Raw genomic sequence first — 17544 nt, 5'->3', positions numbered from 1 at the left:
AGGGCCCGTACCTCGATGTCCGTGCACAGCCAGCCGGCGGCCCAGGCCGCCTCACACGCAGCCGCCACTCCAGAGTTCCCCCGGCACGTCGTCACCGCGGTGATCGTCTCCCATGACGGTGAGCGCTGGCTGCCCGGCGCGCTCGCCGGGCTGCTCGGCCAGGAGCGCCCGGTGCAGAACGTCATCGGCGCCGACACCGGCAGCGCGGACAACTCCGCCCGGCTGCTCACGGAGGCCATCGGCGACGAACGCGTGCTGCACCTCGCCCGGCGCTCCGGCTTCGGCACCGCCGTCGACGAGGCCGTCCGCACCGCCCCCGTCCTCGGCCCCGACGACCTGCCGTATCTGCGCCGACCCAGCGGCTGGGACCCGGTCAGCCGCACCTGGCGCGACGAGGCGTACGACATGCCGGAACTCCCGCACGGGGAGCCGGTCCAGTGGCTGTGGCTGCTGCACGACGACTGCGCGCCCGAGCCGGACGCGCTCGCCGAACTGCTCCGGGTCGCCGACGCCAGCCCCTCCACCGCCGTCGTCGGACCCAAGCTGCGCAGCTGGTACGACCGCCGACAGCTGCTGGAGGCCGGCGTCAGCATCGCGCGCAGCGGCCGGCGTTGGACCGGCCTGGACCGCCGGGAACAGGACCAGGGCCAGCACGACCAGATCCGGCCCGTACTGTCCGTCTCCACCGCCGGCATGCTCATCCGCCGCGACGTCTACGAGCAGCTGGGCGGCTTCGACCGCCGGCTGCCGCTGATGCGCGACGACGTCGACCTGTGCTGGCGCGCCCAGGCCGCCGGCCACCAGGTCCTCGTCGCCCCGGACGCCGTCCTGCGGCACGCCGAGGCCGCCGCCCGCGAGCGCCGCCCCATCGACTGCGTCGGCCGCCATGTCGCCAACCCGCACCGCGTCGACAAGGCCGGCGCGGTCTACACGCTGCTCACCAACACCCGCGGCGCCCTGCTCCCGTACACCCTGGTGCGGCTGCTGCTCGGCACCTTCCTGCGGGTCGTCGCCTACCTCGTCGGCAAGGTCCCCGGCCAGGCGCTGGACGAACTCGCCGGGCTCTTCGGAACCCTGCTGCGGCCCGGCAAGATCCTCGCCGCGCGCAAGCGCCGCGGCCGGCCGGCGGTGGACGCCAAGGAGCTGCGGACACTGTTCCCGCCGCCCGGCGCCACCGTCCGCGCCACCGTCGAACAGGTCGCCGGCAACCTCGCCGGGCGCGCCGCCCCCGACGTGGCCTCGGCCGGCCGGCACGGCGCCGTGGAGTCCGGGCCCGGCGGCGACGACGCCGACTACCTGGAGATCGAGCAGTTCGCCCGGCTCAAGCGGATCGCCCGCCGGCCCGCGCCGGTGCTCTTCCTCGTCCTGCTGGTCGTCTCCCTGATCGCCTGCCGCGGGCTGCTGGGCACCGGTGCGCTGTCCGGTGGCGCACTGCTGCCGGCGCCCGGGAGCCTGGGCGCCCTGTGGTCGTCGTACGTCGACAGCTGGCACCCGGTCGGCGTCGGCGACACCGCCGCCGCGCCGCCCTACCTGGCCGTGCTCGCCGTGGTCTCCACGCTCTTCTTCGGCAGCACCGGATTCACCCTCACCCTGCTGCTGGTCTGCTCCGTGCCGCTGGCCGGCCTGGCCGCGTACTTCGCCTCCCGCCCGCTGGTCGCCTCCCGGCTGCTGCGGGCCTGGGGCAGCATCGCCTACGCCTTCCTGCCCGCCGCCACCGGCGCGCTCGCCGGCGGCCGGCTGGGCACCGCCGTGCTGGCCGTCCTGCTGCCCCTGATGGCACGCGCCGCCGTCGCCGCGAGCGGACTGCGGCTGGCCACCGGCACCCGCCCCGGCTGGCGCGCCGCCTGGGCCTACGCGCTGCTGGTCACCTTCACGACCGCCTTCACCCCGATCGTCTGGCCGATCGCGGTGCTGCTGGGCATCGGGCTGCTGGTGCTGCGCTTCCTGGACGGCAACCGCGCGCTGCTGCCCGCGTACGCGCTGCGCTTCCTGGCCGTGGCCGTCGCCCCGCTGGTGGTGCTGGCCCCCTGGTCGCTGTCGCTGTTCGCCCAGCCGTCGCGGTTCTTCCAGGAGGCCGGGCTCGACTACGGCGCGGGCAGCGCCTCCGTGCTCGACCTGGTCGGGCTCAGCCCCGGCGGCCCCAAGGCCGTCGGCGGACTGCTGCTCATCGGCATCGTCCTGGCCGCGCTCGCCGCCACACTGCGCGGCGAGCGGCAGACCGCGATCCGCGCCGCCTGGGCGGTGGCGCTGACCGCGCTGCTGCTCGCCGCGCTCGGCAACGCCTCGGGCTGGACCGGGCCGGCGATGCTGGTCTACGGGCTGGCGCTGCTGTGTGCGGCTGCGGTGGGCGCCGAGGGCGTCCGCACCCGTATGGCCGCCCTCGGCTTCGGCTGGAAGCAGCCGGTGGCCGTCCTGATCGCGCTGGCGTCCGCCGTCGCCCCCCTCTACGCCGCGGCCAGCTGGATGATCACCGGTGCCGCCGGCCCGCTCCAGCGGCGCGACCCCACGCAGGTCCCGGCGTTCGTCGCCGAGGAGTCCAGCACCTTCGACCGCGCCCGCACCCTCGTCCTGGACGGGACGGCGGGCCATGTCTCCTACTCGTTGGTCCGCGGCTCCGGCGCCCAGCTCGGGGACGCCGACCTCGCCGACCGGGCAGGCGGGGACCGGCGCCTCGACAGCGTCGTCGCCCACCTCGTGGCCGGCTCCGGCGCCGACCAGACCGACCAGCTCGGCGGCTACGCGGTCCGCTACGTCCTGGTCCGCAAGGGCGCCTCGCGCGCGATGGGCCGCGTCCTGGACGCCACCCCGGGCCTGACCCGGCTCAGCCAGGACGACGGCAGCGCCCTGTGGCGGATCGACCGCCGGGTCTCCCGGATCTCGATCGTGCCGGGCCAGACCAAGGAGGGCACCGCCGCCGGCGACGCCGTGGCGCCGGTGCCCGTACCGGCCGGGCCCGTCGACGCGCACACCACGAAGGTGCCCGCCGGCGCCGCCGGCCGGATCCTGCGCATCGCGGACGCCGCCGACGACGGCTGGCAGGCCAGCCTCAACGGCACCGCCCTCAAGCCCGTCACCGTCGACGGCTGGGCCCAGGGCTTCCAACTCCCGTCCGACGGCGGCCGGCTCGACCTCACCCACGACAACCCGCTGGGCCGCACCCTCTGGCTGTGGGCCCAGGGCCTGCTCGCCCTCGTCCTGGTGGTGATGGCGCTGCCGGGCCGCCGCCGGGAGGTCGACGACGACCTTCCCCAGGACACCGATGCCGCCGCCGTCGCCGCGGCGCCGGCCGCCGGCGAGGGCCGCCGGGCCCGCCGGCTGCGCGCCCAGGCCGAGGCGGCGGGCGCCGCGGCGGGTGCGGCAGTGGCGGCGGACGGGGCGGCCGATCCGGCCGCCGGGACCGGCGAGGAGGTCCCCGCTGACCCGACGGCCGCCCCCGTGCCGGCCCCCGGCCCGGACCCCGCGCAGCCCGTCGACCCGTACGCGGCCGACCCGTACGCGGCGGATCCGTATGCCGCCGTCCCCCAGCAGCCCTCCTACGAGGACTGGCAGGTCGCCGCCGAGCAGGTCCCGCCCGCCGCCCCCGGACACCCCGCCGACCAGCAGCAGTACGCCCCGGTCGACGACCCGTACCAGGCCGGCCAGTACGGCGGGCAGCCCTACGCGCCGGACCCGTACCAGGCCGGCGGCTACCCGGCCGACCCCTACCAGGCGGGCGGCTACGACCCGTACGGCTACGGCGTCCAGCAGCAGCCGTACGGCACGGACGCCCATCAGCCCCAGCAGCCGTACGGCACCGACGCCCATCAGCCGCAGCAGCCCCAGCAGCCCTACGACGACGGCACCGCGTACTCCGGGTATTCCGACGGCTACCCCGAGCCGCGCCGTGACGGGAGCGACCAGCAGTGAAGCGCACCACCATGTCCCTGATCGGCGTGACCGCCGCGCTGGCCGCCGCCACCGGCGTCGCCGCCGTCGCGGCCCCCGGCGGCGGGGCGGGCACGGCGCCGCAGAGCGGCACCCGGCTGCCCGTCCAGCGCTCCGCGCTGCTGTGCCCGGCCCCCACGTCCTCGGAGGTCGCCGAGACCGCCTACACCGCCTTCACGCCGCCCGGCGCCGCGGCCGGCGCGGACGCCAAGAAGGGCACCGCCCGGCTCCAGCCCGCCGGCACCGTCGCCGACAGCAGCGGCAACCCCGCCGGCAAGGGCGGCAAGGACGCCGGGAAGGGCAAGGACGCCAAGAAGGGCGGCACCGCGGGCTCCGGCGGCGGGCAGGTCGTGCCGCCGCCCGACACCAAGCCCGTGGTGCCCCTCCAGGAGGCCGGCAAGCCGGTCACCGCGACCACCGACAGCGCCGACGCCCCCGCCCTGGCGGGCTCCGCGGACGGCGCGCTGGCGCCCGGCTGGACCGTCCAGCAGACCACCGCCGTCTCCGCCGGCGCCGGCCGCGGCCTGCTCGGGCTGACCTGCACCGCCCCGGACACCCAGTTCTGGTTCCCCGGCGTGAGCACCGACTCCGGCCGCACCGACTACGTCCACCTCACCAACCCCGACCCGACCCCGGCCGTCGTCGACCTCGAAATGCGCGGCAAGGACGGGCCGTTGGCGGGCGGTGGCGGCGGGGACATCACGGTGCCGCCGCACGCCAGCGTCCCGGTGCTGCTGTCCACCCTCACCGGTTCCCCGACGGCCGACGCCGCGCTGCACGTCACCGTCCGCTCCGGCCGGGTCGGCGCCGCCGTGCAGGCGAACGACGCCAAGGCCGGCGGCGACTGGCTGCCGCCCGCCGCCGACCCGGCCGGCACCGCCGTGCTGCCCGGCATCCCGGCCGACGCCACCGACGTCCGTCTGGTGGTCGTCGCCACCGGCAACGCGGACGCCGACCTGAAGGCCCAACTGGCCACCCCCACCGGGCAGATCACCCCGGCCGGGCTGAACACCCTGCACGTCAAGAGCGGCATGACCACCTCCGTCGACCTCAAGGACGTCACCAAGGGCGAGGCCGGCTCGCTGATCCTCACCCCCTCCGACGGCGGCTCCGCGGCCCCGGTCGCGGCGGCGCTCCAGGTCGTCCGCGGCAAGGGCGACAACCAGGAGACGGCCTTCATCCCGGCGACCCGGCCGATCGAGGCCCGCGGCTCGGTCGCCGACAACCGCGCCAAGGGCAGCACCCTGTCGCTGGTCGCGCCGGAGAAGGGCGAGGACGCCAAGGTCAAGGTCACCGCGTCGGCCGGCAGCGGCGGCGGCACCCCGGTGTCCAAGACGTACACGGTCAAGGGCGGCACCACCCTCGCCGTCCAGCCGCCGCAGCCGCAGGGCCTCAAGGGCTCCTACGCGCTGACCGTCGAGCCGCAGCAGGGCAGCGGCCCCGTCTACGCATCCCGGATGCTGGCGCTGCCGCAGGGCCAGGTGCCCGCCTTCACCATCCAGCCGCTGCCGGACGACCGCGGTTCGGTGGTGGTGCCGGCCGCGGGCCAGGACCTGTCCCTGCTGACGAAGTGAGCACACCGGGTCGAAGTGAGTACCGGGTCGAAGTGAGCAGCGGATCGAAGTGAGCGGCGGGCCGGCGACGTGCGCGCCGGCCCGCGCCACGCGATCACTCCTGCCCGTAGCGCGGGTCCACCGACTCCGGTGCCAGCCCGAGGAGTTCGGCGACCTGCTCGACGACGACCTCGTGCACCAGCAGCGCGCGCTCGTCGCGGCTCTTCGTCCGGATCTCCACCGGCCTGCGGTAGATCACGATCCGGTCGCGATATGCGCCGGCCGCCGGCAGCACCCGGCCGAGCGGTACGGACTCCTCGCCCGCCCCCGGATCCGGACCGCCGCCCGGACCGAACCCCGGCACCTCCAGGACCACGAAGTCGACCTGCGCCAGCTGCGGCCAGCGCCGCTCCAGGCGGTCCCGGGAGTCGTAGACGAGATCCGTGAACGCGTCGGCGCGGGTCACCGACAACGGCACCTGGGGCGGCGCGATCGGGCCGCGCATGCCGCGGCCGTGGCGGTCGCGGCGGCGCGGCCGGGGCTCCGCCGGGCGGGGTGGTACGGGGCTGTCCATCAGATCGAGCGTAGCCGTCGCGGAGCGGCCCGCACCGCAGCGGGCGACAACTGGCCGGTTGTCGCCGGGTGATCGCTCCGGGCCCGGTTCGGTTCGTTTCCCGTCCCGCATCGGATCGCGCGGCCTCCGTGGAATGACATGAAATGCGCCGACCCGTGACGGGATTCGGCTGGCCGCGCGGCCCGTCCCCGCCCACCCCGGGCAGGTCCTGCCGAGCGGGTGCAGGTCAGACGCATCGGACGATCCGGGACGACACGGTTGGGTGAGCCGGGGGAGAGTCGTCGCGGCCCGCTCAAGAGTGCGGTACCGTCCAACGTCGTGAGCCCTGTACGTCGCTGTTCGCGCACTGCGTGCGGCCGCCCCGCCGTCGCAACGCTGACGTACGTCTACGCGGATTCGACCGCCGTGCTCGGACCGCTCGCCACCTACGCCGAGCCGCACTGCTACGACCTGTGCGCCGAGCACTCCGAGCGGCTGACCGCCCCCCGCGGCTGGGAGGTCGTCCGCCTCGCCGTCGACTCCGGACCCGCCCGCCCCAGCGGCGACGACCTCGAAGCGCTGGCCGACGCCGTCCGCGAGGCCGCCCGGCCCCAGGAGCGCGCCGCGGGCGCCGGCGGCGGCCCCGAGACCATGAGTCCCGGGGGCCCCGGCCGCGACGGCCGGCCCATGGAGGTCGCCCGCCGCGGCCACCTCCGGGTACTGCGCTCACCCGACTCCTGACGCCTCCGCGGACGCCTTCCGGACGGCAGAGACCCTCAGAGGGCCGCCCGCTGCCGTACCCGTCCCGTTCCCGGTCCTCGCACCGGGCGGACGGGTAGGTTTGGGGCTCCGTAGCGACTCCAGGAGGGCTGGCTGTGACTGATCTGTCGCAGATCGTGAAGGCGTACGACGTGCGCGGTGTGGTCCCCGACCAGTGGGACGAGACGCTGGCCGAACTCTTCGGCGCAGCCTTCGTCGAGGTCACCGGTGCCGACGCGATCGTCATCGGGCACGACATGCGGCCCTCTTCCCCCGGCCTGTCGCGGGCCTTCGGGCGCGGTGCGGCGGCCCGCGGCGCGGACGTCACCGAGATCGGCCTGTGCTCCACCGACGAGCTGTACTACGCCAGCGGCGCACTCGGCCTCCCCGGCGCGATGTTCACCGCCTCGCACAACCCCGCGCGCTACAACGGCATCAAGATGTGCCGGGCCGGCGCCGCCCCCGTAGGCCAGGACACCGGCCTCGCCGACATCCGCGCCCTGGCCGAGCGCTGGACCGCCGACGGCGCCCCCCAGCCGGCCGCCGGGCCCGGCACCGTCACCCGCCGCGACGTACTCAAGGACTACGCCGCCCACCTGCGCTCCCTGGTCGACCTGAGCGGCATCCGCCCCCTGAAGGTCGTGGTGGACGCGGGCAACGGCATGGGCGGCCACACCGTCCCCACCGTCTTCGAGGGACTGCCGCTCGAACTGGACGCCCTGTACTTCGAGTTGGACGGCTCGTTCCCCAACCACGAGGCCAACCCCCTCGACCCGAAGAACATCACCGACCTCCAGGCCCGGGTCCGCGAGACCGGCGCCGACATCGGGCTCGCCTTCGACGGCGACGCCGACCGCTGCTTCGTCGTCGACGAGAACGGCGACCCGGTCTCCCCGTCCGCCATCACCGCCCTGGTCGCCGCCCGCGAACTCGCCAAGCACCCCGGCGGAACGATCATCCACAACTGCATCACCTCCTGGTCCGTCCCCGAGGTCGTCAAGGAGAACGCCGGCACCCCGGTCCGCACCCGCGTCGGCCACTCCTTCATCAAGCAGGAGATGGCCCGCACCGGCGCGATCTTCGGCGGCGAGCACTCAGCGCACTACTACTTCCGCGACTTCTGGAACGCCGACACCGGCATGCTCGCCGCCCTGCACGTCCTCGCCGCCCTCGGCGGCCAGGACGGCCCGCTCTCGCGGCTCGTCTCGCAGTACGACCGCTACGCCGCCTCCGGCGAGATCAACAGCACCGTCGACGACCAGGCCGGCCGGCTCGCCGCGATCAGGGCCGCCTACGAGGGCCGCGACGGCATCACCCTCGACGACCTGGACGGGCTGACCGTCACCGCCCCCGACTGGTGGTTCAACGTGCGCCCCTCCAACACCGAGCCGCTGCTCCGGCTCAACGCCGAGGCCCGCGACGCCGCCACCGTCGACCGGGTCCGCGACGAGGCCCTGGCGATCATCCGCGGCTGAGCCCGCACCCGGGGTGGGAGGTCCGCCGGCACCGGCCCTCCCACCTCGGAGATTCCCCTCCGGGCAGGCCCCGCCCCCCACTCCGGCGGTAGGCTGGCCACGCCGCAAACCACGCCGAAGGAGCAGCCACCATGCCGGTCGACGCCAGCCTGATCCAGATCCTCGCCTGCCCGGCATGCCACGCCCCGCTGGAGGACCGCACGGCGGACGAGCCGGCCGAGCTGATCTGCACCTCCGCCGACTGCGGCCTCGCCTACCCCGTCCGGGACGGCATCCCCGTGCTCCTCGTCGACGAAGCCAGCCGCCCCGCCTGACCGGGCACCACCGGGCCCGCCCCGGTACCACCCGGCAATCCCCCCGACCCGGCGATCGGAGGCCGCGCCCACCATGCTCGACGAGTCACTCCTCGACGCTCCCGAGGCGCTGGCCGGCGCCGACCGCTTCGGCCTGCTGCGCGGCGTCGCCGAATCCGGCGCCCGGGTCCGCACCGCCGCCCGCAGCGCCACCGAATCCGGCATCCCCGAGCTGAGCCCCGACGGTCGGCCGCGCGCCGTCCTGGTCGCCGGCCCCGGACCGGCCGCCGGCGGCGTCGCCGACCTGCTGCGCGCCCTCAGCGGCGGCAGCAGCCCGGTCAGCCTCATCCAGCCCACCGGCGTCGCCCCGGTACCCGGCGCCCTGCGCTGGGCCCTGCCCGGCTGGGCCGGCCCCCTGGACCTGCTGCTGCTCGCCGGCCCGGACGCCGCCGACCCCGGGCTCGCCGAACTCGTCGAGCAGGCGTACCGCCGCGGCTGCGCCGTCGTCGCCGTCACCCCGGCCGGCGGCCCGCTGGCCGACGCCGTCATCCAGGCCCGCGGCCTCGCCGTCCCCCTGGCCACGACCCCGTACGACGAAGAGTTCGACGTCGAGGGCGCCCCGCCCGCCGCCCCCGGCACCCTCTGGTCGGTACTGATCCCGCTGCTCGCGCTCGCCGACCGGATCGGCCTGCTCAGCGCCCCGCCGGACGCCCTCGGCAAGCTCGCCGACCGCCTCGACCAGCTCGCCGAACGCTGCGGCCCGGCCATCCCCACGTACACCAACCCCGGCAAGACCCTGGCCGCCGACCTCGCCGACGCGCTCCCGCTGATCTGGACCGAGGGCCTGATCGCGCACGCCGTCGGCCGGCACTTCGCCACCGAACTCGCCGGCCTCGCCGGCCGTCCCGCGCTCGCCGCCGAACTCCCCGAGGCGCTCACCACCCACCGCACCCTGCTGGCCGGCGCGCTCGCCGCCGGCGCCGACCCGGACGACTTCTTCCGCGACCGCGTCGAACAGCCCCCCGCCCTGCACGCCCGGATCGTCCTGCTGCGCGAGGGCACCCCCGGCCCGCTGTCCGCCACCCGCGCCGCCCACCAGCTCGCCGAGGAGCGCGACACCGCCCTCAGCGAACTGGAACCGGGCGCCGGCAGCGACCTGGAGAAAGCCGCCGAACTGCTCGCCATCGCGGATTTCGGCGCCGTTTACCTCGCGCTCGCCGACACCGAGTGACCATGGCCCCGGGGCCGCCCGCCGTACCGGGCAGCCCCACCGGCCCCCGTACGCGACCCCAGAAAGCACCCGTCCCATGGACCGCCTCGTCAACACCGTGCGCCCCTACGCCTGGGGCTCCACCACCGCCATCCCGGAGCTCCTCGGCGCAGCGCCGACCGGCCAACCGCAGGCCGAGATGTGGCTGGGCGCCCACCCCGGCGCCCCCTCCCGCATCGACCGCGGCGCCGGCCCGGTCTCCCTGGCCGAGGTGATCGCCGCCGCACCCGAGGCGGAACTGGGCGAGCCCGCCGTCCACACCTTCGGCCCCCGGCTGCCGTTCCTCCTCAAGGTGCTCGCCGCCGGCGCACCCCTCTCCCTCCAGGTCCACCCCGACCTCACCCAGGCCAAGGAGGGCTTCACCGACGAGGAGCGCCGCGGCGTCCCGCTCGACGCCCCGCACCGCAACTACAAGGACGCCAACCACAAGCCCGAGCTGATCTGCGCCCTCACCCCCTTCGACGGCCTGTGCGGCTTCCGGCACCCGGCCGAGACCGCGGACCTCCTGGAGGGCCTCGGCGTCGACGACCTCAAGCCGTACGTCGACATCCTCCGCGCCGGCCCCGAGGAGTCCGCACTGCGCGAGGTACTGACCGCCGTCCTCGGCGCCGACCGCACCGCGATGGCCGAGTCCGTCGAACGCGCCGCCACCGCCGCCGCCCGCGCCGCCACCGAGGACGGACCGCACGCCACCGCCTACGCCGCCTACGCCGCGCTCGCCCACCACTACCCCGGCGACCCCGGTGTGCTCGCCGCCATGCTGCTCAACCACGTCCAACTCCAGCCCGGCGAGGCCCTGTTCCTCGGCGCCGGCATCCCGCATGCCTACCTCGGCGGCCTCGGCGTCGAGCTGATGGCCAACTCCGACAACGTGCTGCGCTGCGGCCTCACCCCCAAGCACGTCGACGTCCCCGAACTCCTGCGCGTGGTCCGCTTCGAGCCCCGCGACGCCGGCGTGCTGCGCCCCGAGGACAGCGACGGCGAGGAGGTCTACGACACCCCCATCGACGAATTCCGGCTCTCCCGCTACCTCCTGGCGCCCGGCGCCGCCCCCCGCCCGCTCGCCTCCCGCACCCCCCAGATCCTGCTCTGCACGGCCGGCACGGTCCGCCTGCGGGACCGGGGCACCGCGGACGGGGAGGAACTGGCCCTGGCCCCCGGCGAGTCGGTCTTCGTCCCCGCCGGCGAGCGGCTCACGCTCTCCGGCGACGGCACCCTCTTCCGCGCCACCGTCGTCGCCTGACCACCGTCGTCGCCTGACCACCGTCGTCGCCCGACGCCCACCGCCGTCGCCCGCCGGTCCCCGAGGCGGCCGCAGGACGCCGCCCGCGGACCGGGCTGCGACAATGACCGCCGCACGGCATCAAAGGGGCGGTGAAGCGGTAGAGCTCCGCCTACGGAAGGGACACGGCGCACCCATGAGCGCATCCGGCGGCACCAAGGCGATCGTGGCGGCGCTGGGCGCCAACCTGGCGATCGCCGCGGCCAAGTTCGTGGCCTTCGCCTTCAGCGGCTCGTCCTCGATGCTGGCCGAAGGCGTGCACTCGATCGCCGACGCCGGCAACCAGGGCCTGCTGCTGCTCGGCGGCAAGAAGGCCCAGCGCGCCGCCACCGCCGAACACCCCTTCGGCTACGGCCGCGAGCGCTACATCTACGGCTTCCTGGTCTCCATCGTCCTGTTCACCATCGGCGGCGTCTTCGCCCTCTACGAGGGCTGGGAGAAGATCCGCCACCCGCACCCCCTGGACAACTGGTACTGGCCGGTCGGCGTCCTGGTCTTCGCCGTCATCGCCGAGGGCTTCTCCTTCCGCACCGCGATCAAGGAGGCCGACGCGCTGCGCGGGCAGCAGAGCTGGGCCCAGTTCGTCCGCCGCGCCAAGGCCCCCGAACTCCCCGTCGTCCTGCTGGAGGACTTCGGCGCGCTGATCGGCCTGGTCCTCGCCCTGTGCGGCGTCGGCCTCACCCTCGCCACCGGCGACGGCGTCTGGGACGGCATCGGCACCATGGCCATCGGCACACTGCTCGTCGTGATCGCCCTGGTCCTCGCCGCCGAGACCAAGTCCCTGCTGCTCGGCGAGGCGGCCGGCCCCGACCAGGTCGCCCGGATCCGCACCGCGCTCGTCGACGGCGACGCCGTCACCCGCGTCATCCACATGCGCACCCTCCACCTCGGCCCCGACGAACTCCTCGTCGCCGCCAAGATCGCCGTCCGGCACGACGACACCGCCGTCCGGATCGCCGACGCCATCGACGCGGCCGAGGCCCGCATCCGGGAGGCGGTACCGATCGCCCGGGTGATCTACCTGGAACCCGACATTTTCCGGCCGTCTGCCTGATGGCTTCTCGGCATTCGCGACAACCAGGCGGATCGGCCGCAGGGTATGCGGTCGCAGGGCGTGGAGACGTCGCCGTTGGGCGGTCTGCGAAGCGCTGACCAGCCCGTGCTCGTAACGGGCAACCCAGGGCATCGGCCCTGGGGATGCCCATTGGAGCCCGACATCTACCGCGTCCCGATACGGCGATGGCCCAGCCTTGCGGCGGGGCCATCGCCGTATCCGCTACCGGATCTCCGCCAGCACCCGCAGTACCTCCGGCCCGTCCGCCGCACCCCGCAACCGCGCCCGGAAGCCCGCGTCCGTCAACTTCCGCGACAGCAGCGCCAGGATGCGCAGATGCTCCTCCCCGGCCGCCGCCCGCGGCACCGCGATCAGGAAGACCAGCCGCGCGGGCGTGCCGTCCGGGGAACCCCAGTCGATGCCCTCCGCGGACCGGGCGAAGGCCACCACCGGCGCGGTCACCGCGTCCGTCTTCGCATGCGGAACGGCGATCTCCTCACCGAGCCCGGTGGTGCCCTGCGCCTCCCGCGCCAGCGCCACCCGCACCAGCTCGGCCACATCGGTCACCGAGCCGCCGCGCGCCGCCAGTTCGGCCATCTCCCGTATCGCCGCCTCCTTCTCCCCGGCGGCCAGCCGGGTACGCACGGTCCGCCCGGTCAGATACCCGGAGAGCGCCTCGGGAGCCCCGTCCGCGTCCCGGTCGTCCGGGACCGCGGGCTCTGCGTCCTGGCCGTCCTGGCCGCCCTGGTCTCCCTGGCCGTCCCGGACTGCGTACGCCGCGTCCTCGCCGCCCCCCGCGGCGGGCGCCGCACCCTCGCCGTTCTCGCCCTGCTCGCCGCTCTCCTCCTGTTCGTCGTTCTCGCCCTGCCCATCGCCCCCGCCGCGCTCATCGCCGGCGGCGGGGGAGGGCACCGCCGCCGTACGGGCCGCGGCCCCGGCAACTGCCCCGCCCCCGGCCCCAGTTCCGGACCCCGGAGCACCACCGGCCCCCACCACGGCCCCCACCGGCTCCGCCACCGGCACCGCCGCCCCCGCGAGAACCGGCGCGACCGCCCGGCCCTTACGCCGCTCCGAGAGGTCCACCAGCGCCACCGTCACCAGCGCCGTCACCAGCGACCCGGCCACCACCGCGACCGCGAACGACGGCACCCCGCCCACCGCGCCCAGCACGGCCACGATCGGCCCGCCGTGCGGCACCGCGTCCGTCGCCCCGGCCAGCCCCGCGACGGCACCGGCCACCGCACCGCCGAGCATGTTCGCCGGAATCACCTGCGCGGGCCGCGCCGCGGCGAACGGAATCGCCCCCTCCGAGATCCCGAACAGCCCCATGAACAGCGCCGCCATACCGGTCTCCCGCTCCTGCTCGGAGTACAGCCGCCGCCGTATCAGCGTCGCCAGCCCCTGCCCCAGCGGCATGACCGGAATCGCCGCCGCGCACATCCCCATCACGCTCTGGTTGCCGGTCGCGATCAGCCCCGCCCCGAAGAGGAACGCCGTCTTGTTGACCGGCCCGCCCATGTCGAACGCGATCATCAGCCCGAGCACCGCCCCGAGCAGCACCGCACTGGACCCGGTCATCCCGCCGAGCCAGTCCGTGAGATGCGTGAACACCCACGAGACCGGCCGGCCGATGACGTAGATGAAGAACAGCCCGAGCACCGTCGTCGCCACGACCGGGATCACGATGATCGGCATGATCGGCCGGACGAACTTCGGGACCCTGACCTTCTTGATCCACAGCACCAGACCGCCGGCCAGGAACCCGGTCACGATCGCCCCGATGAACCCCGCGCCCGCCTTGGAGCCGTACAGCGCCCCGGTGTTGGCGATCCAGCCGCCGATCATGCCCGGCACCAGCGCCGGCCGGTCGCCGATCGCGTACGCGATATAGCCGGACAGGATCGGCACCATCAGCGTGAACCCGATGACGCCGATGTCGTTCACCTGCTTCCAGAACGACCCGTCCGGGATGACCAGCCCGCCGTCCGGCCGCGGGTGTCCGCCCAGCGCCAGCGAAACGGCGATCAGCAGCCCGCCGACCACCACGAACGGGATCATGTAACTCACCCCGTTCATCAGGGCCTTGTACGCCACGCTGCGCTCCCGGCCGCCCCCGGCCGCCGCGCCCTCTGACGCCCTACCGGAACGGGAGGCCCCCGCCCCGCCCTCGTGGACCGGCGCGCTGCGCACCCGCTCGATCAGCTGCTCGGGGTGGCGGATCCCCTCGGCGACCCCCACCGCCAGCACCCGCTTGCCGGCGAACCGCGCCAGATCGACGTCCTTGTCCGCGGCGACGATGATCCCGTCCGCCTCTCTGACATCGTTGTCAGAGAGAACGTTCTCAGCCCCGATCGAGCCCTGGGTCTCCACCTTGATCTCATGCCCCAGCGACTCCGCGGCCTGCGCCAGCTTCTCCGCGGCCATGTACGTATGGGCGATACCGGTCGGGCAGGCCGTCACTGCGAGCAGCTTCAGCCCCTGCCCGTCCCTCCCCGCGCCCTTGCGGGGACCAGCTGGACTGGTGGTCACGTGGTTCTCCTCATCGCGAACGTGCGCGCGACCCGTGCACCTGTCCGCGCGCTCCCCGCATCCTGCAACACCCGGCGGCCCCCGCATAGCGGTCCGTACGCCCCGCGCAGCACCCCGCACCCCCGGCTCCGGCCCGGCCCGCCGCGCCCCCGGCACCGCCCGGAGCAAACAGAACAAGCCGAACCGGGCTGGGGCCGCCGACCCGATCGGTGTAGATTCGTGACCAGTGCCAGACGTCGCTGCTGATGGCGGTCGGGCGGTCCGCACCCCGGACCGACCGAGGGAGAGAGGGCCTCCGACGGACTGCGCTGCGGCCCAGGGGAGGGGTGTGTCCGCCTTCATGTGAACGCACGCTCCTCCGCGGACGACCGGAGGATCCCGGCCCGCGCCGCAGACTGCCCGAATTGCCCGAACAACCTCGACATCCGAGGAGCAGCCCGTATGACGACAGCAGCCACCGGCCAGGACTTCAAGGTCGCCGACCTGTCCCTCGCCGCCTTCGGCCGCAAGGAGATCACCCTCGCCGAGCACGAGATGCCCGGCCTGATGGCGATCCGCAAGGAGTACGCCGCCACCCAGCCGCTCGCCGGCGCCCGGGTCACCGGCTCGCTGCACATGACCGTGCAGACCGCCGTCCTGATCGAGACGCTCGTGGCACTCGGCGCCGAGGTCCGCTGGGCCTCCTGCAACATCTTCTCCACCCAGGACCACGCCGCCGCGGCCATCGCCGTCGGCCCCCACGGCACTCCCGAAAACCCCCAGGGCGTCCCGGTCTTCGCCTGGAAGGGCGAGACCCTGGACGAGTACTGGTGGTGCACGGAGCAGGCGCTGACCTGGCCCAACTCGCCCACCGGCGGCCCGAACATGATCCTCGACGACGGCGGTGACGCCACCCTCCTCGTCCACAAGGGCGTCGAGTACGAGAAGGCCGGCAAGGTCCCCGCGATCGAGACCGCCGAGAGCGACGAGCACCGCGCCATCCTGGAGCTGCTCACCCGCACCCTCGCCGAGGACCCGCAGAAGTGGACGAAGCTCTCCTCCGAGATCCGCGGCGTGACCGAGGAGACCACCACCGGCGTCCACCGCCTCTACGAGATGCAGCGCGACGGCGACCTGCTCTTCCCGGCGATCAACGTGAACGACGCCGTGACCAAGTCGAAGTTCGACAACAAGTACGGCTGCCGGCACTCCCTCGTCGACGGCATCAACCGCGCCACCGACGTCCTCATCGGCGGCAAGACCGCCGTCGTCTGCGGCTACGGCGACGTCGGCAAGGGCTGTGCGGAGTCGCTGCGCGGCCAGGGCGCCCGCGTGATCATCACCGAGATCGACCCCATCTGCGCCCTCCAGGCCGCGATGGACGGCTACCAGGTCACCACGCTCGACGAGGTCGTCGAGACCGCCGACATCTTCGTCACGACCACCGGCAACAAGGACATCATCCTCGCCTCCGAACATGGCGCGGATGAAGCACCAGGCGATCGTCGGCAACATCGGCCACTTCGACAACGAGATCGACATGGCCGGCCTCGCCAAGATCCCCGGCATCGTCAAGGACGAGGTCAAGCCGCAGGTCCACACCTGGACCCACCCCGACGGCAAGGTCCTGATCGTGCTGTCCGAGGGCCGCCTGCTCAACCTCGGCAACGCCACCGGCCACCCGTCCTTCGTGATGTCCAACTCCTTCGCGGACCAGACCCTGGCCCAGATCGAGCTGTTCACCAAGCCCGAGCAGTACCCCACCGACGTCTACGTGCTCCCCAAGCACCTCGACGAGAAGGTCGCCCGCCTCCACCTGGACGCACTGGGCGTCAAGCTCACCACCCTGCGCCCGGAGCAGGCCGCCTACATCGGCGTCGAGGTCGAAGGCCCCTACAAGCCCGACCACTACCGCTACTGAGCCGCCGCCGTACCGCCGGCCCACCCGGGCCGGCACCCGGCACCACCGGCAACCGCCGGCACCAGGCCCTCGCCCTCCCGGCGGGGGCCTGACCCGTAGAACCCCACGGAACCCCCGCCCCCCGCTCACCATCCGCCCCGCCCCTCCGAAAGACCCCACCCCATGCCCCGCGGCCACTACTCCCTGCACGACCCGCACGACCACACCCCCCTCGGTGAAGAACACTTCCACTGCGCCACCGGCCCCTCCGGCTGGCGCTACGTCTCCCAGATCGTCAACCCCGCCGGCGACCACACCGGCTCCGTCGACCTCACCCTCGACGCCCTCGGCCGCCCCCTCCGCCTCGAACTCCACGCCGCCGCCTGGCAGGTCCGCGGCGCCGCCCTCGACGGCGTCACCTGGGTGCGCACCGACCCCAACGGCGAACACGCCACCGAAGGCAACGTCCCCGCCCACGCCTTCACCGGTGCGTCCCCCGCCTTCCTCATCGCCACCGCCCGCCTGCTGCGCCCCGCCCTCGGCTCCGGCGCCACCCGCGTCCGCCTCGTCGCCTTCACACCCCCCGTCCTCGCCCCCCGCACCCTCGATCAGTCATGGGCCCTGGTCAAAAGCACACCACACGCCACTGACAACGCCCCCCTCATCGCCGACGAGTACCAGGTCACCGACCTCGAAACCGGCGAACAGCACCCGGTCCACATCACCGGCGACGTCGTCCTCTCCGCCCCCGGCATCGAGCTCGAATCCCTCGACTCACCCCCGTCGACCTTCACCTGACTCAGCCCCCGGCGCCCGCCGCACGACCGCACCCCCACCGCCGACGCCTTCACCGCCGACACCCCCCACCACCGACACGGCCCCGGCTCACACCGGCGGCGCGAACCCTGTACGAGGCGCCTGCCCGCGCCGCCGCCGAAATGGGCGACTTCCTCGGCGCCAAGTTCCTCGTCGC

General features: G+C 74.5%; 11 protein-coding genes and 1 pseudogene. 10 read left to right on the top strand and 2 right to left on the bottom strand.

Annotated features, from left to right (window positions below):
* The first annotated feature begins 15 nt into the window (after window positions 1-15).
* Together RZ84_RS14025 and RZ84_RS14020 are read left to right on the top strand one after the other, a co-directional pair.
* Window positions 16-3906 carry a glycosyltransferase family 2 protein gene (locus tag RZ84_RS14025; protein ID WP_043264600.1) on the top strand — a complete coding sequence of 1297 codons (3891 nt, stop codon included), beginning with the start codon at window positions 16-18 and terminating at the stop codon, window positions 3904-3906.
* Window positions 3903-5498, top strand: coding sequence for a DUF5719 family protein (locus RZ84_RS14020; protein WP_043264599.1), 1596 nt, complete (start codon window positions 3903-3905; stop codon window positions 5496-5498). Before RZ84_RS14025 ends, RZ84_RS14020 begins: the two co-directional genes overlap by 4 nt.
* A gap of 94 nt (window positions 5499-5592) precedes the next feature.
* Here RZ84_RS14020 and RZ84_RS14015 read toward each other — a convergent pair whose 3' ends face one another.
* Window positions 5593-6051, bottom strand: a complete 459-nt coding sequence (locus RZ84_RS14015) for a metallopeptidase family protein (RefSeq protein WP_198539986.1) — start codon at window positions 6049-6051, stop codon at window positions 5593-5595.
* Window positions 6052-6309: 258 nt separating this feature from the next.
* On the opposite strand from RZ84_RS14015, the gene RZ84_RS14010 reads away from it, so the two are divergent.
* From RZ84_RS14010 to RZ84_RS13985, 6 genes are all read left to right on the top strand, one after another.
* Window positions 6310-6771, top strand: a complete 462-nt coding sequence (locus RZ84_RS14010; protein WP_078893750.1) for a DUF3499 domain-containing protein — start codon at window positions 6310-6312, stop codon at window positions 6769-6771.
* 134 nt (window positions 6772-6905) lie between these two features.
* Complete coding sequence (locus tag RZ84_RS14005) at window positions 6906-8264, top strand: phosphomannomutase/phosphoglucomutase (protein ID WP_043264597.1); 1359 nt, start codon at window positions 6906-6908, stop codon at window positions 8262-8264.
* Window positions 8265-8395: 131 nt separating this feature from the next.
* Complete coding sequence (locus RZ84_RS14000; RefSeq protein ID WP_043264596.1) at window positions 8396-8578, top strand: Trm112 family protein; 183 nt, start codon at window positions 8396-8398, stop codon at window positions 8576-8578.
* A gap of 73 nt (window positions 8579-8651) precedes the next feature.
* Window positions 8652-9788 carry an SIS domain-containing protein gene (locus tag RZ84_RS13995; RefSeq protein ID WP_043264595.1) on the top strand — a complete coding sequence of 379 codons (1137 nt, stop codon included), beginning with the start codon at window positions 8652-8654 and terminating at the stop codon, window positions 9786-9788.
* Between the two features lie 76 nt (window positions 9789-9864).
* Window positions 9865-11070 (top strand): mannose-6-phosphate isomerase, class I, encoded by a 1206-nt coding sequence (manA, locus tag RZ84_RS13990; protein ID WP_043264594.1) that lies wholly within the window; start codon window positions 9865-9867, stop codon window positions 11068-11070.
* Between the two features lie 175 nt (window positions 11071-11245).
* The gene (locus RZ84_RS13985) at window positions 11246-12163 is read left to right on the top strand and encodes a cation diffusion facilitator family transporter (protein WP_043264593.1); all 918 of its coding nucleotides are present in this window, start codon (window positions 11246-11248) and stop codon (window positions 12161-12163) included.
* A gap of 222 nt (window positions 12164-12385) precedes the next feature.
* Here the strand turns inward: RZ84_RS13985 and RZ84_RS13980 are convergent, their stop codons facing one another.
* Window positions 12386-14692: a fructose-specific PTS transporter subunit EIIC gene (locus RZ84_RS13980; protein ID WP_277816874.1), complete on the bottom strand. Its 2307-nt coding sequence runs from the start codon at window positions 14690-14692 to the stop codon at window positions 12386-12388.
* A 441-nt stretch (window positions 14693-15133) separates the two neighbouring features.
* Here RZ84_RS13980 and ahcY point away from each other — a divergent pair.
* Both ahcY and RZ84_RS13970 read left to right on the top strand, forming a co-directional pair.
* Window positions 15134-16592: pseudogene (gene ahcY, locus RZ84_RS13975) on the top strand (adenosylhomocysteinase).
* 162 nt (window positions 16593-16754) lie between these two features.
* Complete coding sequence (locus RZ84_RS13970; protein ID WP_043264591.1) at window positions 16755-17369, top strand: hypothetical protein; 615 nt, start codon at window positions 16755-16757, stop codon at window positions 17367-17369.
* The last annotated feature ends 175 nt before the right edge of the window (window positions 17370-17544 follow it).

The sequence above is a fragment of the Streptomyces sp. CT34 genome (assembly GCF_000805335.1).
Taxonomy (GTDB): Bacteria; Actinomycetota; Actinomycetes; order Streptomycetales; family Streptomycetaceae; genus Streptomyces.
This window is presented reverse-complemented; position numbering and strand designations above follow the sequence as displayed.